The sequence below is a fragment of the Enterobacter sp. PL_is511 genome, assembly GCF_055816065.1.
On the sequence record NZ_JBVPGP010000015.1, the window covers coordinates 15,500 to 39,885 of the forward strand.

General features: G+C 55.2%; 20 protein-coding genes and 4 tRNA genes. 17 read left to right on the forward strand and 7 right to left on the reverse strand.

The genetic code is table 11. The features are described from left to right. Window positions 1-22: 22 nt before the first annotated feature. Window positions 23-1,507 carry a guanosine-5'-triphosphate,3'-diphosphate diphosphatase gene (gene gppA / locus AC0TN7_RS02875; protein ID WP_473701820.1) on the reverse strand — a complete coding sequence of 495 codons (1,485 nt, stop codon included), beginning with the start codon at window positions 1,505-1,507 and terminating at the stop codon, window positions 23-25. Between the two features lie 5 nt (window positions 1,508-1,512). Next, entirely contained in the window at window positions 1,513-2,781 is a 1,269-nt protein-coding gene (gene rhlB / locus AC0TN7_RS02880; RefSeq protein WP_021242834.1) for an ATP-dependent RNA helicase RhlB, read from the reverse strand. Window positions 2,782-2,925: 144 nt separating this feature from the next. Here rhlB and trxA point away from each other — a divergent pair, with 144 nt between their 5' ends. The 17 genes from trxA to AC0TN7_RS02965 all read left to right on the forward strand — a co-directional run bounded on the left by trxA (window position 2,926) and on the right by AC0TN7_RS02965 (window position 18,082). Beyond that, complete coding sequence (gene trxA, locus AC0TN7_RS02885; protein WP_006179218.1) at window positions 2,926-3,255, forward strand: thioredoxin TrxA; 330 nt, start codon at window positions 2,926-2,928, stop codon at window positions 3,253-3,255. Between the two features lie 345 nt (window positions 3,256-3,600). After that, window positions 3,601-4,860, forward strand: coding sequence for a transcription termination factor Rho (gene rho, locus AC0TN7_RS02890; protein WP_008501566.1), 1,260 nt, complete (start codon window positions 3,601-3,603; stop codon window positions 4,858-4,860). 241 nt (window positions 4,861-5,101) lie between these two features. Continuing rightward, on the forward strand, window positions 5,102-6,205 hold the full coding sequence (wecA, locus tag AC0TN7_RS02895) for a UDP-N-acetylglucosamine--undecaprenyl-phosphate N-acetylglucosaminephosphotransferase (RefSeq protein WP_473701821.1): 1,104 nt from the start codon (window positions 5,102-5,104) through the stop codon (window positions 6,203-6,205). Window positions 6,206-6,218: 13 nt separating this feature from the next. Then, the gene (wzzE, locus tag AC0TN7_RS02900; RefSeq protein WP_032646093.1) at window positions 6,219-7,265 is read left to right on the forward strand and encodes an ECA polysaccharide chain length modulation protein; all 1,047 of its coding nucleotides are present in this window, start codon (window positions 6,219-6,221) and stop codon (window positions 7,263-7,265) included. 56 nt (window positions 7,266-7,321) lie between these two features. Continuing rightward, a complete protein-coding gene (gene wecB / locus AC0TN7_RS02905; protein ID WP_267217774.1) occupies window positions 7,322-8,452 on the forward strand; it encodes a non-hydrolyzing UDP-N-acetylglucosamine 2-epimerase in 1,131 nt (376 codons plus the stop codon). Then, window positions 8,449-9,711, forward strand: coding sequence for a UDP-N-acetyl-D-mannosamine dehydrogenase (gene wecC / locus AC0TN7_RS02910; RefSeq protein WP_148769917.1), 1,263 nt, complete (start codon window positions 8,449-8,451; stop codon window positions 9,709-9,711). Before wecB ends, wecC begins: the two co-directional genes overlap by 4 nt. Then, window positions 9,708-10,385 (forward strand): dTDP-4-amino-4,6-dideoxy-D-galactose acyltransferase, encoded by a 678-nt coding sequence (rffC, locus tag AC0TN7_RS02915; RefSeq protein WP_061716310.1) that lies wholly within the window; start codon window positions 9,708-9,710, stop codon window positions 10,383-10,385. The genes wecC and rffC overlap by 4 nt, the downstream gene beginning before the upstream one ends. Before the next feature lie 4 nt (window positions 10,386-10,389). After that, window positions 10,390-11,520: a dTDP-4-amino-4,6-dideoxygalactose transaminase gene (rffA, locus tag AC0TN7_RS02920; protein ID WP_024907967.1), complete on the forward strand. Its 1,131-nt coding sequence runs from the start codon at window positions 10,390-10,392 to the stop codon at window positions 11,518-11,520. A 1-nt stretch (window position 11,521) separates the two neighbouring features. Then, complete coding sequence (gene wzxE / locus AC0TN7_RS02925; protein WP_148769915.1) at window positions 11,522-12,772, forward strand: lipid III flippase WzxE; 1,251 nt, start codon at window positions 11,522-11,524, stop codon at window positions 12,770-12,772. Then, the gene (locus AC0TN7_RS02930; RefSeq protein ID WP_024907969.1) at window positions 12,769-13,848 is read left to right on the forward strand and encodes a TDP-N-acetylfucosamine:lipid II N-acetylfucosaminyltransferase; all 1,080 of its coding nucleotides are present in this window, start codon (window positions 12,769-12,771) and stop codon (window positions 13,846-13,848) included. Before wzxE ends, AC0TN7_RS02930 begins: the two co-directional genes overlap by 4 nt. Then, complete coding sequence (gene wzyE / locus AC0TN7_RS02935; protein WP_048989608.1) at window positions 13,845-15,197, forward strand: ECA oligosaccharide polymerase; 1,353 nt, start codon at window positions 13,845-13,847, stop codon at window positions 15,195-15,197. The genes AC0TN7_RS02930 and wzyE overlap by 4 nt, the downstream gene beginning before the upstream one ends. 12 nt (window positions 15,198-15,209) lie before the next feature. Continuing rightward, the gene (wecG, locus tag AC0TN7_RS02940; RefSeq protein WP_032646082.1) at window positions 15,210-15,950 is read left to right on the forward strand and encodes a lipopolysaccharide N-acetylmannosaminouronosyltransferase; all 741 of its coding nucleotides are present in this window, start codon (window positions 15,210-15,212) and stop codon (window positions 15,948-15,950) included. A 197-nt stretch (window positions 15,951-16,147) separates the two neighbouring features. Next, window positions 16,148-17,533, forward strand: coding sequence for a bifunctional threonine/serine APC transporter ThrP (thrP, locus tag AC0TN7_RS02945; RefSeq protein ID WP_024907972.1), 1,386 nt, complete (start codon window positions 16,148-16,150; stop codon window positions 17,531-17,533). A gap of 102 nt (window positions 17,534-17,635) precedes the next feature. Next, window positions 17,636-17,712, forward strand: a tRNA-Arg gene (locus AC0TN7_RS02950). A gap of 64 nt (window positions 17,713-17,776) precedes the next feature. Continuing rightward, a tRNA-His gene (locus AC0TN7_RS02955) sits at window positions 17,777-17,852 on the forward strand. Between the two features lie 22 nt (window positions 17,853-17,874). Continuing rightward, window positions 17,875-17,960: transfer RNA gene (locus tag AC0TN7_RS02960), tRNA-Leu, on the forward strand. Window positions 17,961-18,005: 45 nt separating this feature from the next. After that, window positions 18,006-18,082: transfer RNA gene (locus AC0TN7_RS02965), tRNA-Pro, on the forward strand. Between the two features lie 507 nt (window positions 18,083-18,589). On the opposite strand, the gene AC0TN7_RS02970 is transcribed toward AC0TN7_RS02965, so the two are convergent. The 5 genes from AC0TN7_RS02970 to hemC all read right to left on the reverse strand — a co-directional run bounded on the left by AC0TN7_RS02970 (window position 18,590) and on the right by hemC (window position 24,071). After that, window positions 18,590-19,801: an MFS transporter gene (locus tag AC0TN7_RS02970; RefSeq protein ID WP_090420912.1), complete on the reverse strand. Its 1,212-nt coding sequence runs from the start codon at window positions 19,799-19,801 to the stop codon at window positions 18,590-18,592. A gap of 172 nt (window positions 19,802-19,973) precedes the next feature. Then, a complete protein-coding gene (gene hemY, locus AC0TN7_RS02975; protein WP_061716313.1) occupies window positions 19,974-21,173 on the reverse strand; it encodes a protoheme IX biogenesis protein HemY in 1,200 nt (399 codons plus the stop codon). Window positions 21,174-21,175: 2 nt separating this feature from the next. Next, window positions 21,176-22,372, reverse strand: a complete 1,197-nt coding sequence (hemX, locus tag AC0TN7_RS02980) for a uroporphyrinogen-III C-methyltransferase (RefSeq protein WP_048989626.1) — start codon at window positions 22,370-22,372, stop codon at window positions 21,176-21,178. Window positions 22,373-22,392: 20 nt separating this feature from the next. Then, entirely contained in the window at window positions 22,393-23,133 is a 741-nt protein-coding gene (gene hemD / locus AC0TN7_RS02985) for a uroporphyrinogen-III synthase (RefSeq protein ID WP_463727438.1), read from the reverse strand. Continuing rightward, a complete protein-coding gene (gene hemC, locus AC0TN7_RS02990) occupies window positions 23,130-24,071 on the reverse strand; it encodes a hydroxymethylbilane synthase (protein WP_139156921.1) in 942 nt (313 codons plus the stop codon). Before hemC ends, hemD begins: the two co-directional genes overlap by 4 nt. Between the last annotated feature and the right edge of the window lie 315 nt (window positions 24,072-24,386).

Consider the following 24,386-nt stretch of genomic DNA (forward strand, 5'->3'; position numbering starts at 1 on the left):
CCACCCGGCAATGTTCAGCGTATTACTTCACTTCCAGCACCCAGTGCACATAGCTCTGCCACTGGCACTCCTGCTCGATCATCTCTGCCCCAAGCGGGTGACGATCAATCCAGTTCTCCGGTAACGTCAGCGAAAGCTTCTCGTCATCGGCCACCAGACTAATGGCTGGCAGCAAATCATCGCGGCGGCGGCAGGCAAACAGGATCGCCAGACGCAGCAGGCGGCACAGATGCTCGGCCACGCGCGGCGGTACGGCGTTTTGCTGATGCAAAGACGAGAGATCAACGGCATTGGTCTGGTTCAGCAGCAGCGTTGCCAGCAATTTTTTCTGCGCAGGTGTATAGCCCGGTAAATCCAGGTTGCGCACCAGATACGCTGCATGAGCCGGTGCCTGCTTAAAATCAATGCTCAGCCCCACTTCATGTAGCGCACAGGCGCTTAGCAATAAATCTCGGCTCAGAGGATCAAGATCCCAGACGTTAGCGACCTGATCGGCGAAGCGTGACGCCAGCTGCGATACGCGTCCTGCCTGATCGATATCAACCAGAAAACGACGCTGCACGTTGCGCAGGGTACGGCTGCGGATATCCTGATCGACCGACAGATGCAGCATCCCGTAGACCAGACCTTCGCGCAGCGCGCCGCCGGCCAGGGTCATACACTGGATGTTCAGCTCGGTGAAAATAGCGATAAGAATGGCCAGTCCGCTCGGGAAGACCAGCGCGCGCTCCAGCGTCAGGCCTTCAATTTCCAGCTCTTCCAGGCGTCCGCACTGAATGGCGCGTTGTTTCAGCTGCTGAAGTTTGGCAAGCGTAATCCGTTCGTCCATTCCCTGCGCCATCATGATTTCCTGCAGAGCCTGCACGGTACCCGAGGCACCCACGCAGACTTTCCAGCCGTGATAGCGCAGCTCGTCCATCACCGGGCGTAACACTTCGCGCGCGGCGTTCTCTGCCTCGTCGAAGTTCTCTTTCCCGAGATTACGATCGGTAAAGTAGCGCTCAAGCCAGGTCACGCAGCCCATCGACAGGCTGAACAGCGACGTTGCCTGCGCGCCGGTGCCGGTCACAAGCTCGGTACTGGCACCGCCGATATCCACTACCAGGCGACGATCGTCACCCCCCGTGGTGTGTGCAACACCCTGATAAATCAGGCGAGCTTCTTCTTCACCGCTGATAACCTGAACCGGACAACCGAGAATTTCCTGCGCTCTGGCAATAAAATCCACGGCGTTAACCGCCAGTCGGAGTGTCGCAGTGGCGACCACGGTGATTTGGGCATGCGGGATATCCTGCAGACGCTCGGCAAAGAGCCGCAGACACTGCCAGCCACGTTCCATGGCTTCAGGTGAGAGGTGATTGTCGCTGCTCAGGCCCGCCGCGAGGCGGACCTTGCGCTTAATGCGCGTCAGCGTTTGTATGCTTCCCGCCACCTCGCGCACAACCAGCATATGAAAACTATTCGAACCGAGATCAATTGCCGCATAAAGCGAGGTGGAGCTGAGCATATTTTTTAACCTGAACGACGACGATTACGCGGTGCGCCGCCTGAACGACGCGGACCATTGCCGGAGCGTGGGCGGGTTAGACGCTTAGGCGGCGGCAGTTCGCTTAACAGCGCTTCCGGATTGTATTTGCTCTGCGGAATAGAGTGACCGATATAAGTCTCAATGGCTGGAAGATTCAGCGCATACTCTTCACACGCAAGGCTAATCGAGTGACCGCTTGCGCCCGCACGACCGGTTCGACCGATACGGTGTACGTAGTCTTCGCAGTCGTCTGGCAGATCGTAGTTAAAGACGTGCGTCACGGCCGGAATGTGTAAACCACGTGCCGCCACGTCGGTTGCGACCAGAATATCGAGATCGCCACGGGTAAATTCTTCAAGAATGCGCAGGCGTTTTTTCTGCGCCACGTCGCCGGTCAGCAGGCCAACACGGTGACCGTCTGCAGCCAGATGGCCCCAGATGTCTTCACAACGGTGTTTGGTGTTCGCGAAGATAATGGCGCGATCGGGCCATTCTTCTTCGATCAGAGTTTGCAGCAGACGCATTTTCTCTTCATTGGAAGGATAGAAGAGCTCTTCTTTAATGCGGTGACCCGTTTTCTGCTCCGGTTCCACTTCCACGTATTCGGCGTTGTTCATCTGTTCGAACGCCAGTTCGCGCACACGGTAGGAGAGGGTTGCAGAGAACAGCATATTCAGGCGCTGATTGGCCGGAGGCATACGGCGGAACAGCCAGCGGATGTCTTTAATGAAGCCCAGATCGTACATGCGGTCAGCTTCATCGAGCACCACAACCTGGATTGCACCGAGGTTAATGTGGTTCTGTTTAGCGTAGTCGATAAGACGGCCGGTGGTACCGATCAGGATATCCACACCGCTTTCCAGCACTTTCAGCTGTTTATCGTAGCCGTCGCCGCCATAGGCCAGTCCAAGCTTAAGGCCGGTAGCCTGCGCCAGGGGTTCAGCGTCTGCATGGATCTGTACCGCCAGTTCTCGCGTCGGGGCCATAATTAGCGCGCGCGGCTGGTTAACTTTGCGGTCTGCAATCGCTGGGTGAGAAAGTAAATAATGAAACGTTGACGTTAAAAACGCCATCGTTTTGCCGGTACCGGTTTGCGCCTGCCCGGCAACATCGCGACCGGCCAGCGTCAGCGGCAGCGCGAGGGCCTGAATGGGCGTGCAGTTATGAAACCCTTTATTTTCAAGGGCTTCAATCACCTTCGGGTGCAGCGCGAAGTCGGAAAACTTCTGTTCTGTTAAATGTGTTTTGCTCATAGTGTGGTAGAATATCAGCTTACTATTGCTTTACGAAAGCGTATCCGGTGAAATAAAGTCAACCTTTAGTTGGTTAATGCGACATCAACACGTCGTTGGTGGAGACAAAACCAACGTACCAGGCTTATTCCTGTGGAGTTATATATGAGCGATAAAATTATTCACCTGACTGACGACAGTTTTGACACGGACGTACTTAAGGCTGACGGGCTGATCCTCGTCGATTTCTGGGCTGAATGGTGTGGTCCTTGCAAAATGATCGCCCCGATTCTGGATGAGATCGCCGACGAATATCAGGGCAAACTGACCGTTGCCAAGCTGAACATCGACCAGAACCCGGGCACCGCACCAAAATACGGTATCCGTGGCATTCCGACCCTGCTGCTGTTCAAAAACGGCGAAGTGGCGGCGACCAAAGTGGGCGCGCTGTCCAAAGGTCAACTGAAAGAGTTCCTGGACGCTAACCTGGCGTAAGGTTTCTCCGCTGTGCGTTCAGAGCTCCCGGCTAAATGATGTGGAACTCTGGACGCCCGGCTGAAGTCGTGCTAAGTTAGCTATGACTTCGTTTTAAACATATCTTGTTGTTTGAATCTTGTTTTACCCGATACTTCCCGTTGTTGACATGAACAGTGCGTGAAGTGGCTAAATTCCGGGCTTGTCACTCAATCCGTCTTGTCGTTTCAGTTCTGCGTTCTTTCCCTGTGACCAGACAGCGAACAGACATGAGTTGATGGCCGCTAAACAGGCATGGATGACCCTGCCATACCATTCACAACATTAAGTTCGAGAATCACCCCGAGTTTAAGAACCCACACCATTATGAATCTTACCGAATTAAAGAATACGCCGGTTTCTGAGCTGATCACTCTCGGCGAAAATATGGGGCTGGAAAACCAGGCTCGTATGCGCAAGCAGGACATCATTTTCGCCATCCTGAAGCAGCACGCTAAGAGTGGCGAAGATATCTTTGGCGACGGTGTGCTGGAGATATTGCAAGACGGATTTGGTTTCCTCCGCTCTGCAGACAGCTCCTACCTCGCCGGCCCTGACGACATCTACGTATCCCCCAGCCAAATCCGCCGTTTCAACCTCCGCACTGGTGACACCATTTCAGGTAAGATTCGTCCTCCTAAAGAGGGTGAACGCTACTTTGCGCTGTTGAAAGTCAATGAAGTTAACTTCGACAAACCAGAAAACTCGCGTAATAAGATCCTCTTTGAGAACTTAACGCCGCTGCACGCGAACTCTCGCCTGCGCATGGAGCGTGGTAACGGTTCTACCGAAGACTTAACCGCGCGTGTTCTGGATCTGGCATCACCAATTGGTCGTGGCCAGCGTGGTCTGATTGTGGCACCGCCGAAAGCGGGTAAAACCATGCTGCTGCAGAACATCGCGCAGAGCATCGCCTATAACCACCCAGACTGCGTGCTGATGGTGCTGCTGATTGACGAACGTCCGGAAGAAGTGACCGAGATGCAGCGTCTGGTTAAAGGTGAAGTGGTTGCTTCTACCTTCGACGAGCCAGCCTCTCGCCACGTTCAGGTTGCGGAAATGGTTATCGAGAAGGCGAAACGCCTGGTTGAGCACAAGAAAGACGTGATCATCCTGCTCGACTCCATCACCCGTCTGGCGCGTGCGTACAACACCGTCGTGCCAGCTTCCGGTAAAGTATTGACCGGTGGTGTGGATGCTAACGCCCTGCATCGTCCGAAACGCTTCTTCGGTGCCGCACGTAACGTGGAAGAGGGCGGCAGCCTGACCATCATCGCGACGGCGTTGATCGATACCGGTTCAAAAATGGACGAAGTGATTTACGAAGAATTTAAAGGTACAGGTAACATGGAACTGCACCTTTCTCGTAAAATCGCTGAAAAACGCGTCTTCCCGGCTATCGACTACAACCGTTCCGGTACCCGTAAAGAAGAGCTCCTCACCACGCAGGAAGAGCTGCAGAAAATGTGGATCCTGCGCAAAATCATCCATCCAATGGGTGAAATTGACGCGATGGAATTCCTCATTAACAAACTGGCGATGACCAAAACCAACGACGATTTCTTCGACATGATGAAACGCTCGTAACGCAAATAAAGCCAGCGAACGCCACGTTTTTACGTGGCGTTTTTCTTTTATGGCCTATACGCTAGTACCACCTACTCCCAATTTTGACCGGTCAGTGCGACAATAAGATAATTCGCACAGTAAAAACATTAATAGCTTGAATAATAAACAAATGGAACTGTAAGAGGTTTGCTTTATAACTTCAGGCTCAGCGCCTTGATGGTTATACTTGCTTGACTAACATTTGTTGAGAACATCCATTGTGAACCTACTTGATACGTTTACTGAACTAACCAGTATTTTCTTGTTTACCACCTGCTTTTTGTTTCTGGCACGTAAGGTGGCGAAATATCTGGGGTTAGTGGATAAACCCAACTTCCGTAAGCGTCATCAAGGTATGATCCCTTTGGTCGGGGGTATCTCTGTTTTCGCGGGGATCTGCTTCACATTCGCCATAGCGGATTACTATATTCCACATGCCAAGCTGTACCTGACCTGTGCGACTGTGCTTGTGGTGGTTGGCGCTCTTGACGACCGTTATGATATTAGCGTCAAAATCCGCGCCTTCGTTCAGGCTGCTGTGGCTATTGCTATGATGGTGTTCGCTAAGTTGCACTTGAGTAGCCTGGGCTATATTTTTGGCTCCTGGGAGATGGAACTCGGTCCGTTCGGTTATTTCCTGACACTTTTTGCCGTGTGGGTGGCGATTAACGCGTTCAACATGGTTGACGGTATTGATGGTTTGCTTGGAGGCCTGTCCTGCGTCTCATTTGCCGCAATTGGTTTCATTTTATGGTTCGATGGGCAATATAGCCTTGCTATGTGGTGTTTTGCCATGATTGCGGCCATCCTGCCTTATATCCTTTTAAATCTCGGCGCATTGGGCCGGCGCTATAAAGTATTCATGGGTGATGCGGGTAGTACGCTTATCGGCTTTACTATCATTTGGATCTTGCTGGAAACCACTCAGGGTGATGTACACCCCATTAGCCCGGTAACGGCATTATGGATTATCGCTATCCCGTTAATGGATATGGTTGCGATTATGTATCGCCGCCTGCGTAAAGGGATGAGTCCTTTCTCTGCTGATCGTCAGCACATTCATCATTTGATCATGCGAGCCGGATTCACTTCCCGGCAGGCATTTGTGCTTATTACGCTGGCGGCTGCTATTCTAGCGGGGATTGGCGTGACGGCGGAATATACACATTTTGTTCCTGAATGGGCTATGTTGGTATTGTTCTTGCTAGCTTTTTCTCTCTATGGCTACTGCATCAAGCGCGCATGGAAGGTAGCACGCTTCATTAAACGTATTAAGCGCAGGATGCGTCGTAGCAGTGGCAAACATACAACATTAACTAAGTAAAACCGGGACTATGATGACTCAACCGTTGGCGGGAGCGAAATCAGTGGTAACTGAGAATGAGCTGGATATTCGGGGTTTGTTTCGCGTGTTATGGGCAGGCAAACTTTGGATTGCGGGGATCGCGCTGGGGTTTGCACTGTTAGCGCTGGCCTATACATTCTTTGCAAAACAGGAGTGGAGCGCCACGGCAATCACGGACAAACCAACGGTTAACATGCTCGGGGGATACTATTCCCAGCAGCAATTCCTGCGAAATCTGGATATCAAAGCCAGTCTTGCAACGCCAGACCAGGCCTCCGTTATGGATGAAGCCTATAAAGAGTTTGTGATGCAGCTGGCTTCGTGGGATACCCGCCGCGATTTCTGGTCCCAGACGGATTACTACAAGCAGCGTCGGGTTGATAACACCAAAGCCGATGCCGCCCTGCTGGACGATCTGATTAACAATATCCAGTTTATGCCGGGCGATGCGCTGCGTAACGTGAATGACAGCGTCAAGCTGATTGCAGAAACTGCGCCGGATGCCAACAACCTGTTGCGTCAGTATGTTGCGTTTGCCAGCCAGCGTGCCGCAAGCCATCTTAACGAAGAGCTTAAAGGCGCCTGGGCGGCTCGTACCATCCAGATGAAAGCGCAGGTGAAACGTCAGGAAGAGGTGGCTAAAGCCATTTTCGCTCGTCGTGTACACAATATTGAGCAGGCGCTGAAAATTGCGGAGCAGCACAATATTTCCCGTACTGAGACGGACGTGCCGGCTGATGAGCTGCCTGATTCAGAGATGTTCCTCCTTGGCCGCCCTATGCTGCAGGCGCGTCTGGAAAACCTGAAGGCCGTTGGGCCTGATTTTGACCTCGATTACGATCAAAATCGCGCGATGCTTAACACGCTTAATGTCGGTCCATCCCTGGATCCGCGTTTTCAGACCTATCGTTATTTGCGAACGCCTGAAGAACCTGTAAAACGCGACAGTCCGCGCCGCGCATTCCTGATGATCATGTGGGGAATTGTGGGGGCACTCGTTGGTGCTGGCGTGGCGTTAACGCGTCGTCGTACAAACTAAGAACGCCGTCTACGATGAAGGCTGCGGCCTTCATCGTCTAATCGAAGAGAATCGATGTGAAAGTACTTACCGTATTTGGCACCAGGCCGGAGGCCATTAAGATGGCGCCTCTGGTTCATGCGCTGGCCAGCGATCCTGATATTGAAGCAAAAGTGTGCGTCACGGCCCAGCACCGGGAGATGCTCGACCAGGTCTTAACGCTCTTTTCCATCGTCCCGGATTACGACCTCAATATTATGAAACCGGGGCAAGGTTTGACGGAAATAACCTGCCGCATACTGCAAGATCTCAAGCCGATCCTGGAGTCATTTAAGCCTGACGTGGTGCTGGTACACGGTGATACCACCACTACCGTGGCGACAAGCCTGGCCGCGTTCTACCAGCGAATTCCCGTGGGACATGTTGAGGCGGGGCTGCGTACCGGCAATCTTTATTCACCGTGGCCGGAAGAGGCCAACCGCACGTTAACGGGCCATCTGGCGATGTACCACTTTGCGCCAACGGAAAATTCTCGTCAAAACCTGCTGCGTGAAAATATCGTCGATAATAAAATCTTTGTGACCGGCAATACGGTCATTGACGCGTTAATTTGGGTACGTGACCGCGTCCTGGCAAATAGCGATCTTCAGAAAGAGCTCGCAGCCCGCTATCCGTTCCTCCACAACGGCAAAAAAACCATTCTGGTCACTGGTCATCGACGCGAAAGCTTTGGCCGGGGTTTTGAGCAAATCTGCCATGCGCTGGCTGAAATCGCCGCGCAAAACGACGATGTGCAAATTGTTTATCCGGTCCATCTCAATCCTAACGTCAGCGAGCCGGTTAACCGGATCCTGGGCCATGTCGAAAATGTCCTTCTGATTGAACCTCAGGACTACATGCCGTTTGTCTGGCTGATGAACCATGCCTGGCTGATCCTCACCGATTCCGGCGGCATCCAGGAGGAAGCGCCATCCCTCGGCAAACCGGTACTGGTGATGCGTGAAACGACCGAACGTCCGGAAGCCGTCAAAGCCGGTACGGTGCGTCTGGTCGGCACCAACGCACAGCTGATCGTCGAAGAGGTCACGCGCCTGCTGCACGACGATGAAGCGTATCAGGCGATGAGCCGGGCCCATAATCCGTATGGCGACGGGCAGGCTTGTGGTCGTATTTTGCATGCACTTAAACACAATCGGGTATCGCTATGAGTTTTACTACCATCTCTGTCATTGGTCTTGGCTACATTGGCTTGCCCACCGCGGCGGCGTTTGCCTCTCGTCAAAAACAGGTTGTCGGTGTGGATATCAACGCACGCGCGGTGGAAACCATTAACCGTGGCGAAATTCATATTGTCGAGCCCGATCTTGACCGCGTGGTGAAAGAGGCTGTGGACGGAGGCTTCCTGCGTGCCAGCACGACCCCTGTGGAAGCAGATGCCTACCTGATTGCCGTTCCAACACCCTTTAAAGGTGACCACGAGCCCGACATGGCTTTTGTCGAGGCGGCGGCAAAATCCATCGCACCTGTGCTGAAGAAAGGGGCACTGGTGATCCTGGAATCGACCTCTCCGGTTGGTGCTACCGAGCAGATGGCACAGTGGCTGGCCGACGCGCGCCCTGATTTAAGCTTCCCGCAGCAGGTGGGGGAGCAGGCGGATATCAACATCGCCTACTGTCCGGAGCGCGTGCTGCCGGGCCAGGTCATGGTCGAACTGATTAAAAACGACCGCGTCATTGGCGGTATGACGCCCGTCTGTTCCGAACGTGCCAGCGCGCTGTACAAGATTTTCCTGGAAGGTGAGTGTGTGGTGACCAACTCCCGCACCGCCGAGATGTGCAAGCTGACGGAAAACAGCTTCCGCGACGTCAATATCGCTTTTGCGAACGAACTGTCGCTGATCTGCGCCGATCAGGGGATTAACGTCTGGGAGCTGATTAGCCTGGCGAATCGCCATCCGCGCGTCAACATTCTCCAGCCAGGCCCGGGAGTAGGCGGACACTGTATCGCCGTCGATCCGTGGTTTATCGTGGCGCAGAATCCGGCGCAGGCGCGTCTGATTCGCACCGCGCGTGAAGTGAACGACAGCAAGCCTCACTGGGTGCTCAATCAGGTTAAAGCGACGGTAGCGGATTGTCTGGCAGAGAGCGGCAAGCGCGCCAGCGAGCTGAAAATTGCCTGTTTTGGTCTGGCATTTAAACCCAATATTGACGATCTGCGTGAAAGCCCGGCGATGGAAATTGCCGAGATGATTGCCGAATGGCACAAGGGCGAAACGCTGGTGGTTGAGCCGAATATCCATGAATTACCGGCAAAACTGGCGGGACACTGCGCGCTGACGGCGCTGGACGACGCGCTGGCGGCGGCGGACGTGCTGGTGCTGCTGGTGGATCATAAAGAGTTTAAAGCGACGTCCGGCGATGCCGTTCGTCAGCAGTATATTGTGGATACCAAAGGTGTCTGGCGTTGAATAGCCTGAATGGGGTACTCGAGTCCCTGCAGTGGGAGAGTGCTTTTTTCGGCCTGCCGTCGGCCATCGTGCGTCTGCGCGATGACGCGCCGGTACTGGCTGAATCGGATTTTATCGCCTGGCAACGAGTGCAGGCGAAGATCCCGGCGGAGCGCGTCGATCTGCTTGACGCGCTCCAGCAGCACGGCTTTCAGCTGGTTGAAGGTGAGGTCGATCTTTCCATTACCCTCACCCGGCACGATGCGTCCGGCGCGGAAATTGCAACGGAACAGGATATCCCCGTGCTGCGTCGGATGGCGGCCCGGGCGTTTGCGCAGAGCCGCTTTCGTGCGCCCTGGTATGCACCTGACGATAGCGGGCGTTTCTATGCCCAGTGGATAGAGAATGCCGTCAAAGGCACCTTTGACCACGTCTGCCTGGTTTTCCGTGCAGGGGACGGTCAAATCCAGGGGTTCGTCTCGCTGCGTAAGCTCAACGAGCGCGAGGCGCGTATCGGCTTATTAGCCGGGCGCGGCATGGGTGAGAAACTCATGCAGGCGGCGCTGCACTGGGCGCAGCAGCAACAGCTTGTGACGCTGCGGGTCGCGACCCAACTGGGCAACACCGCCGCGCTTAAACGTTATATTGCGAGTGGTGCCAACATCGACGCCACCGCCTACTGGTTATACAGGTGACAAGATGATTCCATTTAACGCACCACCCGTCGTCGGAACTGAACTCGACTATATGCAGTCTGCCATGGGCAGCGGCAAACTCTGCGGTGACGGTGGTTTTACCCGTCGCTGTCAGCAGTGGATGGAACAGCGTTTTCGCAGCGCCAAAGTGCTGCTGACCCCGTCCTGTACGGCATCGCTGGAAATGGCGGCGCTGCTGCTGGATATCCAGCCCGGCGATGAAGTGATCATGCCGAGCTATACCTTCGTTTCCACCGCGAACGCGTTTGTTCTGCGCGGGGCGAAAATCGTCTTTGTGGATATCCGCCCGGATACCATGAACATTGATGAGACGCTGATTGAAGCGGCGATCACTGACAAAACGCGCGCGATCGTGCCGGTTCACTACGCGGGCGTGGCCTGTGAAATGGACACCATCATGGCCATCGCCAAAAAACATGATCTGTTTGTGGTGGAAGATGCCGCGCAGGGCGTGATGTCTACCTACAAGGGACGCGCGCTGGGTACCATCGGCCACATCGGCTGCTTTAGCTTCCACGAAACCAAAAACTACACGGCAGGCGGAGAAGGTGGCGCGACGCTGATTAACGACCGGGCGCTCGTGGAGCGTGCGGAAGTGATCCGCGAAAAAGGCACCAACCGCAGCCAGTTCTTCCGCGGGCAGGTGGACAAATACACCTGGCGCGATATTGGTTCAAGCTATCTGATGGCGGATCTGCAGGCGGCGTACCTGTGGGCGCAGCTGGAAGCGGCGGAACGTATCAACCTGCAGCGTCTCTCCCTGTGGCAAACCTATTACGATGCCCTTGAGCCTCTGGCCAAAGCCGGGCGTATTGAGCTGCCAACCATTCCGGCTGATTGCGTCCACAACGCGCACATGTTCTACATCAAGCTGCGCGATAACGACGACCGCAGCCAGCTCATTGCCTGGCTAAAAGAGGCCGAAATTATGGCGGTATTCCACTATATCCCGCTGCACTCCAGCCCGGCGGGCGAAACGTTTGGGGTGTTCGCGGGTGAAGACCGTTACACCACCAAAGAAAGTGAGCGTTTGCTTCGTCTGCCACTGTTCTACAACCTCGCGCCAGTTAACCAGCGTACGGTGATTAATACCCTTCTGAGTTATTTCGGCTGATATGTCTCTGGCAAAAGCATCGGTGTGGACCGCCGCGTCCACGCTTGTAAAAATTGGCGCCGGGCTGCTGGTCGTCAAGCTGCTGGCCGTCTCATTTGGCCCCTCTGGTGTGGGACTAGCGGGTAATTTCCGCCAGCTAGTCACCGTCCTTGGGGTGCTGGCCGGTGCCGGTATTTTTAACGGCGTGACCAAATACGTTGCGCAGTACCATGATGATGCGGCTCAGCTTCGCAGAGTCGTGGGCACCTCTTCGGCGATGGTCACGGGTTTTTCGACCCTGATGGCAATTATCTTTCTGCTGGCGGCGGCCCCTATCAGCCAGGGCTTGTTCGGGCACACCCATTACCAGGGGCTGGTGCGTCTGGTGGCGTTGGTTCAGATGGGCATTGCCTGGGCTAACCTGCTGCTGGCGCTGATGAAAGGGTTTCGTGATGCTGCTGGGAACGCGCTTGCCTTAATCCTGGGCAGCGTCATCGGCGTGATTGCCTACTATTTCTGCTATCGCCTGGGAGGCTATGAAGGCGCGCTGCTTGGGCTGGCGCTGGTCCCGGCTCTGGTTGTTGTGCCTGCGGCGCTTATGCTGATGCGTCGGGGCGTCATCCCGCTGAGCTACCTGAAACCGCAATGGGATAAAGTGCTTGCCAGTCAGCTGGGTAAATTTACCCTGATGGCGCTCATCACCTCCGTCACTCTGCCGGTGGCCTACGTGATGATGCGAAACCTGCTGGCGGCGCATTATAGCTGGGATGAAGTGGGGATCTGGCAGGGCGTAAGCAGCATTTCCGACGCCTACCTCCAGTTTATTACGGCTTCCTTTAGCGTTTATTTGTTGCCAACATTATCGCGTCTGACGTCCAGGCAGGATATTACCCGCGAGATTTTCCGATCGCTGCGCTTTGTGTTGCCGGCGGTTGCAGCTGCCAGCTTGACCGTCTGGTTATTGCGTGATGTCGCCATCTGGCTGCTGTTCTCGGCAAAGTTCACCGCCATGCGCGATCTGTTTGCCTGGCAACTGGTCGGCGATGTGCTGAAAGTGGGTGCTTACGTTTTCGGCTATCTGGTGATTGCAAAAGCGTCCCTGCGGCTGTATATCCTGGCGGAAATTAGCCAGTTTGCATTGCTGACAGCATTTTCACACTGGCTGATACCCGCGCACGGTGCGCTGGGGGCGGCTCAGGCCTACATGGCAACCTATATCGTTTATTTCGCCGCCTGTTGCGGCGTATTTTTATTGTGGCGTAAACGCGCATGACTGCACTGATTCACATCCTGGGATCGGATATCCCACACCATAACCAGACCGTTTTGCGGTTCTTCAACGACGAGCTGGCATCAGGTAATCCTGATGCGCGTGAGTTTATGGTTGCAGGTCAGGATAAGGGCCTGAGCGCAGCATTTCCGGCGCTCGCTATTCGCTTCTGGCCGGATAAGGCCTCGCTGGCGAAGGCGGTTGTTGCCAGAGCGAAAGCGGACCGCGAGCAACGTTTCTTTTTCCACGGGCAGTTTAATACAGGCCTGTGGCTGGCGCTTCTCAGCGGGGGGATTAAACCCTCCCAGTGCAGCTGGCATATCTGGGGAGCCGATCTCTACGAAGTCTCCCGCGGCTGGAAATTCCGTCTTTTCTATCCGCTGCGCCGCATGGCGCAGGGGCGCGTGGGCTGTGTGTTTGCCACCCGTGGCGATCTCAACTATTTTGCTAAACAGCACCCGAGCGTGCGCGGAGAACTCCTCTATTTCCCCACCCGCATGGATCCGGCGCTGAACGCCATGGCGAATGACACGGTGCGTGAAGGCAAGCTAACGATCCTGGTGGGGAATTCCGGCGATCGCAGTAACGAACACACCGCGGCGCTCAGGGCGGTGCATCAGCAGTTTGGCGACACGGTGAACGTGGTGGTGCCGATGGGCTATCCCGCCAACAACGACGCCTATATTGATGAGGTTCGTCAACAGGGACTTGCGCTGTTTAGCGCAGAAAATCTGCACATCCTTAGCGATAAGCTGGAATTTGATGAATATCTTGCGCTGCTGAGAAAATGCGATCTTGGCTATTTCATCTTTGCCCGACAGCAGGGAATCGGCACGCTGTGTCTGCTGATTCAGGCGGGGGTACCGTGCGTGCTCAACCGCGACAACCCGTTCTGGCAGGACATGGCCGAGCAGCATATTCCGGTGCTGTTTACCTCAGACACGCTGAATGTCGAGGTGGTACGGGAAGCTCAACGCCAGCTCACGCTGGTGGATAAAAATAGCATCGATTTTTTCAGCCCGAATTACCTCACGCCGTGGCACCGTGCGCTGCGTATCGCGTCAGGAGACAAAGCATGAGTCAGTTGCAATTCAGCGGGTTACTGGTTGTCTGGCTTCTGAGCACCCTGTTTATCGCCACGCTTACCTGGTTTGAATTCCGCCGGGTACGCTTCAACTTTAACGTATTCTTCTCGTTACTGTTTCTGCTGACCTTCTTTTTCGGCTTCCCGCTCACCAGCATTCTGGTCTTCCGTTTTGACGTGAGCGTCGCGCCGCCGGAAATCCTGCTCCAGGCGCTTCTGGCGGCGACCTGTTTCTATGCGGTCTACTACGTTACCTATAAAACGCGTCTGCGTTCAGCGCAGGCTACAGCCCCGCGTCGGGCGCTTTTTACCATGAATCGGGTGGAGACCCACCTGACGTGGGTGATGCTGATGACCATCGCCCTGGTCAGCGTCGGTATCTTCTTCATGCATAACGGCTTCCTGCTGTTTAAGCTCCACTCCTACAGCCAGATTTTTTCGGCCGAAGTCTCGGGCGTGGCGCTTAAGCGTTTCTTCTACTTCTTCATTCCGGCGATGCTGGTGATCTTTTTCCTGCGTCAGGACAGCAAAGCGTGGCTGTTCTTCCTGGTCAGCACCGTCGCGTTTGGCATCCTGACCTACATGATTGTGGGCGGTACGCGCGCGAACATTATTATCGCCTTCGCCATCTTCCTGTTTATCGGCATCATTCGCGGCTGGATCTCGCTGTGGATGCTGGTTGCGGCAGGGGTGTTTGGCATAGTGGGGATGTTCTGGCTCGCGCTGAAGCGTTACGGGATGAACGTGGCGGGAGATGAGGCGTTTTACACGTTCCTCTACCTGACGCGCGATACGTTCTCGCCGTGGGAAAACCTGGCATTGCTGCTGCAAAACTACGACAAGATTGATTTCCAGGGGCTGGCGCCAATTGTTCGCGACTTCTACGTCTTTATCCCTTCCTGGCTTTGGCCGGACCGGCCTGGTGTGGTGCTCAATACCGCGAACTATTTTACCTGGGAAGTGCTGAACAACCATTCCGGTCTGGCAATCTCGCCAACGCTGATTGGTTCCCTGGTGGTGATGGGCGGGGCGTGGTTCATTCTGCCCGGGGCGGTTGCCGTGGGGCTGATTATTAAGTGGTTCGACTGGCTTTACGTGCGGGGCAACGAAGAGACCAACCGCTATAAAGCCGCCATTTTGCACAGTTTCTGCTTTGGTGCCATTTTCAATATGATCGTGCTGGCGCGCGAAGGGTTGGATTCATTCGTGTCGCGCGTGGTGTTCTTCATGGTCGTTTTTGGCGTCTGCCTGTTACTGGCCAAACTGCTGTACTGGCTGTTTGACAGCGCAGGGCTTGTGCACAAGCGCGAGCGGCAGGGCAGCACAACGCTGTCGCAAGTCTGAGTAAGGATAGTAATGACTGATAAAATTTCTGCACCGCGCTATGCGCTACGTGGCCTGCAGCTTATTGGCTGGCGCGACATGCAGCACGCGCTGGACTTTCTGTTTGCCGACGGCCAGATGAAATCCGGTACGCTGGTGGCTATCAACGCGGAAAAAATGCTGGCGGTTGAGGATAACGCGGAAGTCAAAAGCCTGATTGAAGCGGCTGAATTTAAATATGCGGACGGGATCAGCGTGGTCCGCTCTATCCGTAAAAAGTATCCTGACGCTAATGTTTCCCGCGTGGCGGGGGCCGATCTCTGGGAGCAGCTTATGGCCCGCGCAGGTGCGCAGAACACGCCCGTGTTCCTGATTGGCGGTAAGCCGGAGATACTGGCCCAGACGGAGGAGAAACTGCGTCGTCAATGGAATGTTAATATCGTCGGCAGCCAGGATGGTTACTTCAAACCGGAAGATCGGCAGGCGCTGTTTGAGCGGGTTCGTGACAGCGGGGCGAAAATTGTCACCGTGGCGATGGGGTCCCCACGCCAGGAGATCCTGATGCGTGACTGCCGTCTGGTCTGTCCGGATGCCCTCTACATGGGCGTTGGCGGTACGTACGATGTCTTTACCGGCCACGTTAAGCGTGCGCCCAGGGTCTGGCAAAATCTGGGGCTGGAGTGGCTGTACCGTCTGCTATCGCAACCGACGCGCATTAAACGACAGATCCGTCTGCTTCGCTACCTCGCCTGGCATTACACCGGGAAAATGTAATCAAAATGTAGCGCGATATGCTATTCGCGCTGCAACTCGCCTGCAAAACTGCTGACAATCTGTGCAATGCATTCATTTTTTTAATGCATCGTTTGCCATTTGGCCGATTTTAAGAAACCATTCGCTCCGTATTTTAGTACCCCTAAAAAACAATACCCGGTCTTAAGCCGGGAAACAGCAAACACAATCGAGGATCTATGGCAGAGAAAAAACCGGAGCTACAGCGTGGGCTGGAAGCTCGTCATATTGAACTGATAGCGCTGGGCGGCACTATCGGCGTGGGCCTGTTTATGGGCTCCGCAAGTACGCTCAAATGGGCAGGCCCTTCCGTATTACTGGCGTATATTATCGCCGGGCTGTTTGTTTTCTTCATTATGCGTTCCATGGGCGAAATGCTCTTCCTGGAACCGGTAACCGGCTCGTTCGCCGTTTACGCGCATCGTTATATGAGCCCGTTCTTTGGCTACCTGACGGCCTGGTCATACTGGTTTATGTGGATGGCGGTTGGCATCTCAGAGATTACCGCGATAGGGGTCTACGTCCAGTTCTGGTTCCCGGACATGGTCCAGTGGATACCCGCGCTCATTGCCGTGGGGCTGGTGGCGCTGGCAAACCTGGCCGCCGTGCGCCTTTACGGTGAAATTGAGTTCTGGTTCGCAATGATCAAAGTCACCACGATTATCGTGATGATTGTCGTCGGCCTGGGCGTGATTTTCTTCGGCTTTGGCAACGGTGGACATGCTATCGGCTTTGGCAACCTGACCGAAAACGGCGGCTTCTTCGCTGGCGGCTGGAAGGGCTTCCTGACGGCGCTGTGTATCGTTGTGGCCTCGTATCAGGGCGTGGAGCTGATCGGCATTACCGCCGGTGAAGCGAAAAACCCGCAGGTCACGCTGCGTAGCGCGGTAGGCAAAGTGCTGTGGCGCATCCTGATTTTCTATGTGGGTGCAATCTTCGTTATCGTAACCATCTTCCCGTGGAACGAAATTGGCACGACCGGCAGCCCGTTTGTTTTAACCTTCGCCAAAATTGGTATCACGGCGGCGGCGGGTATCATCAACTTTGTGGTCCTGACGGCAGCGTTGTCAGGCTGTAACAGTGGGATGTACAGCTGCGGACGTATGCTCTATGCGCTCTCGAAGAACAACCAGTTGCCTGCGGCGATGAGTAAAGTCTCACGTGCCGGGGTGCCGGTGGCGGGGGTGGCGGTCTCCATTGCGATCCTGCTGATTGGCTCTTGCCTGAATTACATCATACCTAACCCGCAGCGCGTGTTCGTTTACGTCTACAGCGCCAGCGTACTGCCGGGCATGGTGCCGTGGTTTGTTATCCTCATCAGCCAGCTGCGCTTCCGTCATGCGCACAAAAAGGCGATTGAAAGCCATCCGTTCCGCTCAATTCTGTTCCCGTATGCGAACTATTTGACGATGGCGTTCCTGATTTGCGTATTAATCGGGATGTACTTTAATGAAGATACCCGCATGTCGCTGTTTGTCGGGGTGATCTTCCTGGCGGCTGTGACGGCCGCATATAAGCTTTTTGGCCTGGGTCGCCGTGCCACCACGCAGAAAGTGGAGGAATAAGCGGCAAAATGTGCAAACCATAACCAAACGCGCATTTTTTTCAAAAAAGCACTAGACAGCGGGGACGGAGGTACGTAATATCCAGCCCCGCAACGGCGCTAAGCGCCCGTAGCTCAGCTGGATAGAGCGCTGCCCTCCGGAGGCAGAGGTCTCAGGTTCGAATCCTGTCGGGCGCACCATTAACCCGGTGCTGGAGCTGCGGTGGTCTGAGAAGTAGTCAGTACCGCGTGAAAGAATACAGTGGTGGCTATAGCTCAGTTGGTAGAGCCCTGGATTGTGATTCCAGTTGTCGTGGGTTCGAATCCCATTAGCCACCCCATTATTTGAAAGAGTTGTGAATTGCGAAGGTGGCGGAATTGGTAGACGCGCTAGCTTCAGGTGTTAGTGTCCTTTGGATGTGGGGGTTCGAGTCCCCCCCCTCGCACCACGACTTTTTAAATGAATTGAACTAAAAATTCAAAAAGCAGTACATCGGCGAGTAGCGCAGCTTGGTAGCGCAACTGGTTTGGGACCAGTGGGTCGGAGGTTCGAATCCTCTCTCGCCGACCAATTTTGAACCCCGCTTCGGCGGGGTTTTTTGTTTTCTGCAATTCTTCATCCCTGTCGTCATTCCCCCACAACGTCCTTTTTCATTGTCGCAATCCAGCGACATATAACTCATTGAAAGTTAGGTAAATAACTGTTTATGGGTTTTGCTGTCTCCTCCTGGCGACATCTTCCCGCCTTTTCCCGATACGTTGTGGAGCTTAAGACGGCACTTAACAGCATAATTTCCTTTTATCTTAAAATGTTGCGTCATGTAAAAGTTCTGGGTGTCATGTTGGCACGTTACGTGCAATAATATGCGTGTAGATGCTCATTCCATCTCTTATGTTCGCCTTAGTGCCTCATAAACTCAGGAATGACGCAGAGCCATTTACGGTGCTTATCGTCCACTGACAGATGTCGCTTCGGCCTCATCAGACACCATGGACATAACGTTGAGTGAAGCACCAAATATGTTGTCTTACAGACCTGTTTTAACGCCTGCTTTTATAGCAGGCGTTTTTTTATGCCTTATTCCCGATACCTGCGCATGATCAGGGCGACCAACAGCAGGGCAACTGACGAGACCGTATAGAGCGCCAGCACTGAGCCAAGCCCAACAGCCACCATCGCTGCAATACCGGTGAAAAGAGAGGCGCTGAGCGTTTGCCAGCGCCAGGCTTTCCCACTGGCTGAAGCGGTTTGCGTGAGATGAAAACTACTGAGTACGCCAAACGTGCCCGCTGCGAAGAGAATATTCGAGGCCAGATGCGCGATAAAGATCATGCTCAGCGCACATGCCGTCCACCCGGACAAAAACGGCAGCACACCATAACCGGTCAGAAAGATACCGAGACAAACGATGATGCGCGGCGTGTGAGCGGCAAAGCGCGTCAGGCTCTCTTTTTTTATCAGCATGGGGCCGCAAAGTTGTCCCATGCTCCTTGCGAAAAGCAGCGGCAGAGCAAGCCCCGCCGCATCCTGAGGATGGATTTGCTGTGCCAGCGCCGGAAGCAGCGCCATGGCCGGTGAGCCGACGGCCGCCAGCGACGGCAGGATGAGCAGGCTGCGTTTCTGCCGAACGGTCAACGTCCGCCAGCGTAATGCCGCAGGGGCCTCCTCTTCCTCGGGGGGCGTGAGTGATGGCGCAGAAAACCGGCGTCCAGCCAGCCATAGCATGAGCAGTGACCCGAGAAAGCTGGCGGCATCAATGGCCAGCAGGGTAAACACGGAAGTCTTCTGGAACAGCACCACGCCCAGGCCGGTCCCTAACAATACCTGCGAGGCAAAAATCACATTTTCCAGACAGGTCGCAGCAGGCAGCTCTGCTTCACTGAGGCCGCGCTTGAAGAGCAACGTCAGCGCGGGCCAGCTCATCCCGCTGAGCAGCGCCTCGGTGGATTGTACGGCGAGTAATGCGGCAACGCTGTGATAACCCACACCAAGCAGGGGAAAGAGCAGGGCGAGCAGGCCCAGCCCTTCGGTCAGTATCAGCAGGGATATTGGAGAACAGCGTGAGCACAGCTTTTCGCCGATCGTACTGCCGATAAATCCCGGTACCGTAGCGAAAAGAAAAGCAAGGGTTAGCAGAGCAGGCGAGGCCGACCACGCTAACAGCAAGCCGAAGACCACAACCTGGGTTAAGCCATTCCCCAACGAAGAAAAGATAAAAGCACAGGCAAGCAGGCGCAGCCAGCGGTGGCCGCGCAGCGCTTCAATAAGCGTATATAAAAGCGAGTTCATGACGATTTCCTTTCAAAAACGATTTAATCCACGCTGCAGAATGTGCGCGTGTGTGAAAAAAAGTTAATGAAAAGACATCGTTACATTGGCGGGTTCGTTTGCGGATGCGGGTGTAAAGAATGTAGCAGGAGAAAGGCGATAAAAAAAGGAGGCCATCTGGCCTCCTGATTAATTACTGCTGCGTACCGTTATTTTGCAGCGTCAACAGCAACCCATCACGGCGCATGGCGGCCGCTTCTTCCGGCTTATGCTGCTTGTCCAGCGTATCGGCAAGCCATGCGTAGTCAAACGCGTCCGGACGCTGCTTGAGCGCTGCACGGAAGGCGAGGCTTGCCTCCTGCCATTCGCCGTGCTTCATCAACGACTGGCCGAGCGTGCTCCACAGCAGTGGACGATCGCCAACAGTTTTAATCTGCTGACGCAGCACTTTTTCGATTTGCTCAGGATTGTTGGTTTTCAGGCGCGGGATCACCATCACCAGACGATCGTCGTACTGGCGCTTCAGACCGTCGAGGAGGATCTCCTGAGCCGTGTCGTGATCGTCACATTCAATAAGATGTTCCGCCATCGCCACCTGCAGAGGAACCTGCTGACGCGTTTTCCGGCTCTGATTCTTCCACCACGTTTTCAGACCGTCGCTGCCCAGGTCAGCGCGCGCCTGATCCATCAGGCCTATCCACGCCAGACGCTGAAGCTCATCACGATGTTCATCGTCGCCCACCTCGGCCTTCGCCATGGAAGGAATGATGTCCAGCAGTGAGCCCCAGGCGCCGGTACGGATGTAGGCCTGCTCGGCAAGGCGCAGCACTTCCGGATGACGTGGTGCGACTTCCAGCAGGCGGTCGATGCCGTGGCGAGCCGCGTGATTCTCATTACGTGCCAGCTGCAGACGAACGCGCGTGATTTCCACCGGAATCGGGTCGCCGTGAGCCAGCTCAGCCGCCCGTTCCAGGTGCTGATTGGCGCGTGCTTCATCACCGCGCTGCTGCGCTGCTTCGGCCGCCAGCAGATAGTTCACCACCGGCTGTTCGGCGTGGTCGGCGTTTTTCGACATCAGCTTTTCAACCTGCTGATAATCACCCTCTGCGAGCTTAAGCAGCGCCTGCTCGGTCTGTTTACGGGCGCGGCGGCGCTTGCGGCCAACGAACCAGCCGCGCGTATGGGCACCGGTACGGAAAATACGGCGCAGGATCCACTCGATCGCAAGCAGCACCACCACGCCGAGGATCAGAATGATCGTCAAACCCGTTACGCTGGTTTCAATGTTGTAGTTATCGGTCTGGATCAGGACGTAACCCTGATGACCCGCAAGCATGGGGCCCAGCACGATCCCGGCGATCAGCAGGATGAAGAGTAAGAGGACTTTTAGCATCATTACTCTCCCTGCGGTGCGCTTTCAGGCGCAGGAGCCGGAGCAGGTGCTGCTCCGCTCGTCTGCTCTGCCGGTACGCCCGGCTGTGCCAGCAGATTACGCACGCGCGTTTGCATCAGCTTCTCCAGAATCGGCTGGCTGGCCAGCTTATCCGGCACGTTCATGGTGATGTTCTGCTGGCTCAGCTTATCAATGTCTTCGAGGAAGGCGGTGGTCGTCGCATCATCGGTGTTGTAGTAGGCGCGGACCCACGTTGAGACGTTATCCAGCGCCTGCTTATAGGTCTCTTCCTGATGACGCGGTACGGCCTGCGCCGCCACCAGCAGACGGGAACGAATGTTCTCGCGCAGATAGATGTCCTGGTTCGGGGCGAGCAGCGGTACGGCGGTTTCGTCGCGACGGCGGATAGTGATAAAGCTGTCCATAAAGTTCTGCCAGCTTTTCTGCAGGTTTATGCGCCATTCGCTCAGCGAGCTGGAAAGTTCGGTACCGTCGGAATCCATCGGGGAGTCGTCGTCGTTGTTATCCGCCAGCTGCAGGTTATCAATCTGATTCGAAAGCTGATTCACCTTGAGGATAATGCCGTCGTAGTCCACCTGTGTGACGGCGGAGAGGCTGGCGATGTCTTCGGTGATCGCGCGACGGGCGGTGATAAGGCTTGGATCGTTCATGTCTGCCAGGCTCGCATCGGCGCTTTTCAGCAGCGCCGCGGCAGTGGTGACGTCCTGATCGCTCCAGAGCTTACGTCCGGCGAGCTTCACCAGGAAGTCGGCCTGCGAGAGCAGCCAGGTTTTGGCATCGGTGCCGGAAATGGTGGCGACTTTCTGCTGTACTTCACCCAGCTGTTTGGTCAGCTCTTCCTGTTTGCTGTTCGCTTCGGCAAGCGCAGCGGCCTGCTGCTTAATCACGGCTTCCAGCTCGGTTTTCTGCGTCTCCTGCTCTTTTTGCAGGGCAGTGAGCTGATTCACCAGCGCATCGCTGGTGGACGTCTGGTTAGCGCCCTGTTGTTTCACCAGACCGTACAGGCCAACCCCTGCTGCCAGCGCGATGGCGATGGCAATCGCGCTCAGCGTGAGGCTCGTTTTGTTGCTGCCGTTTTTCTTCTCAGCGGTTTTCTCTGTCGTCTCTGGCTGTGGCGTCGTCTCCACAGTCTCCCTGGTCTCTTCAACCACGGCGGAGGATTTGTCGTGTTCCGTCATTATGGCTTCCCATTTGAGAGTTATTGTAATGCGCGCAGCAGCGCATCGTTGTCGGCGTTATCAGCGATCCGAATATCCTGCCAGCCCAGTTCCCGGGCCTGGTTCGCCAGACGCTCACTGACGACCAGAAGCCGACAGCGGAGTAACCAGTTTTCGCGATACCAAAGCGGTATCAGCGACCAAAGCTGTTGTAACATTTCACCGCTGGTGACCACCAGCGTATTAATGCCGCGCGCGTGCCAGCGCATCGCCTCTTCCGCGCCATCGTAGTGTTTTGCACAGCGCTGATAGCACTCAATGAACGTCACGTCTGCACCACGTTCACGCAGCGTTTCGCCCAACAGTTCGCGGCCACCATTACCGCGCAAAATGAGCGCATGCTTTCCGGCAACAGTTTGTAATTCAGGTAATTGTAGCAAGACTTCACTGATTTCCCGATCTAACGGGTAACGAACGTCCGCGCTGCTTACGGTATGCAGCGCCAGGGCCGTTGTGCGGCCAATCGCGAAATAGCGGGGGGCGGTTGGCCAGGTCAAACCCTGCTGTTGCAGCTGCGCGTGGGCAAATTCCACGGCATGTTGCGACAGCGCAAACAGCAGGTCGCCGTCCTGAAGGGTATCCATCTGGTCGGCGAGCGCAGAGAGCTCGCGACCGGGGGAGAATTCTATGAGCGGAAAACTCCAGGCCACCTGCCCCAGTGCGCGCAGACGGCTCACTAACTGCTCTCCTGCGGGAGAAGGGCGGGTGACGAGAATACTCATGCAGGGGGTTCTCCATTATAAACGTCAGCCAGAATCTCGCGGGCGCCGTTATCAAGTAGCTCTTCTGCCAGCGACACGCCAAGCTGCTCGGCATCTTGCGCTTTACCGCGACGTTCGCCGCGCACCATCTGCGAACCGTCCGGGGCGCCTACCAGCGCGCGCAGCCACAGTTCGCCATTCGTCAATTCAGCATAGCTGCCAATTGGAACCTGGCATCCCCCTTCGAGGCGGGTATTCATCGCACGCTCGGCTTTTACGCGGGTAGCGGTCTCGTCATGGTTCAGCGGGGCGAGCAGTTCACGGGTACGCGCATCGTCCAGACGACACTCGATGCCGACGGCACCCTGGCCCACGGCCGGCAGCGACAGCTCTGGCGGTAACGCCACGCGAATGCGCGACTCCAGCCCCAGACGCTTCAGGCCGGCAACGGCGAGGATAATGGCATCGTAATCGCCGTTATCCAGCTTGCCCAGGCGCGTGCCGACGTTACCGCGCAGCGAGCGAATGATCAGGTCAGGACGACGTTCCGCCAGCTGACACTGACGGCGTAAACTGGACGTGCCAACCACGCTACCTTCTGGCAGCGCGTCGAGGGAGTCATAGTGGTTAGAGACAAACGCATCGCGCGGATCTTCGCGCTCGCAGATAGTCACCAGCCCCAGCCCTTCCGGGAACTCGACGGGTACGTCTTTCATCGAATGTACGGCGATATCGGCGCGGTTCTCAAGCAATGCCAGTTCCAGTTCTTTGACAAACAGGCCTTTGCCGCCCACTTTCGCCAGGGGCGTATCGAGGATCACGTCACCGCGCGTGACCATCGGCACCAGCTCGACGCGCAATCCACTGTGGCAGGCCTCAAGGCGCTGCTTCACATAATGTGCCTGCCAGAGCGCGAGAGGGCTTTGGCGTGTGGCAATTCTCAAAACATTGTCTAACATGCTTGTTACCGTCATTATCAATCGCTAACCATCCTAACATTGTTGACTCTGGGATGGCAGTTTTACGGTTGATGAAGCGCGAGAGGGACAAGGCGGCGTATTCGCCAGCCATAGCCGTATTCAGGAATTTACACGTACAGAACGGTGCTACACTTGTATGTAGTGCATCTTTCTTTACGGTCAACCGGCAAGGTGTTAAATTGATCACGTTTTAGACCATTTTTTCGTCGGTACCACCAAAAATGATAAGGGCGAAAAAGGGTAACGGTTATCTTTTTGAAATACTGCGGGTCCGCTGTTACTCGTGTTTTGAAT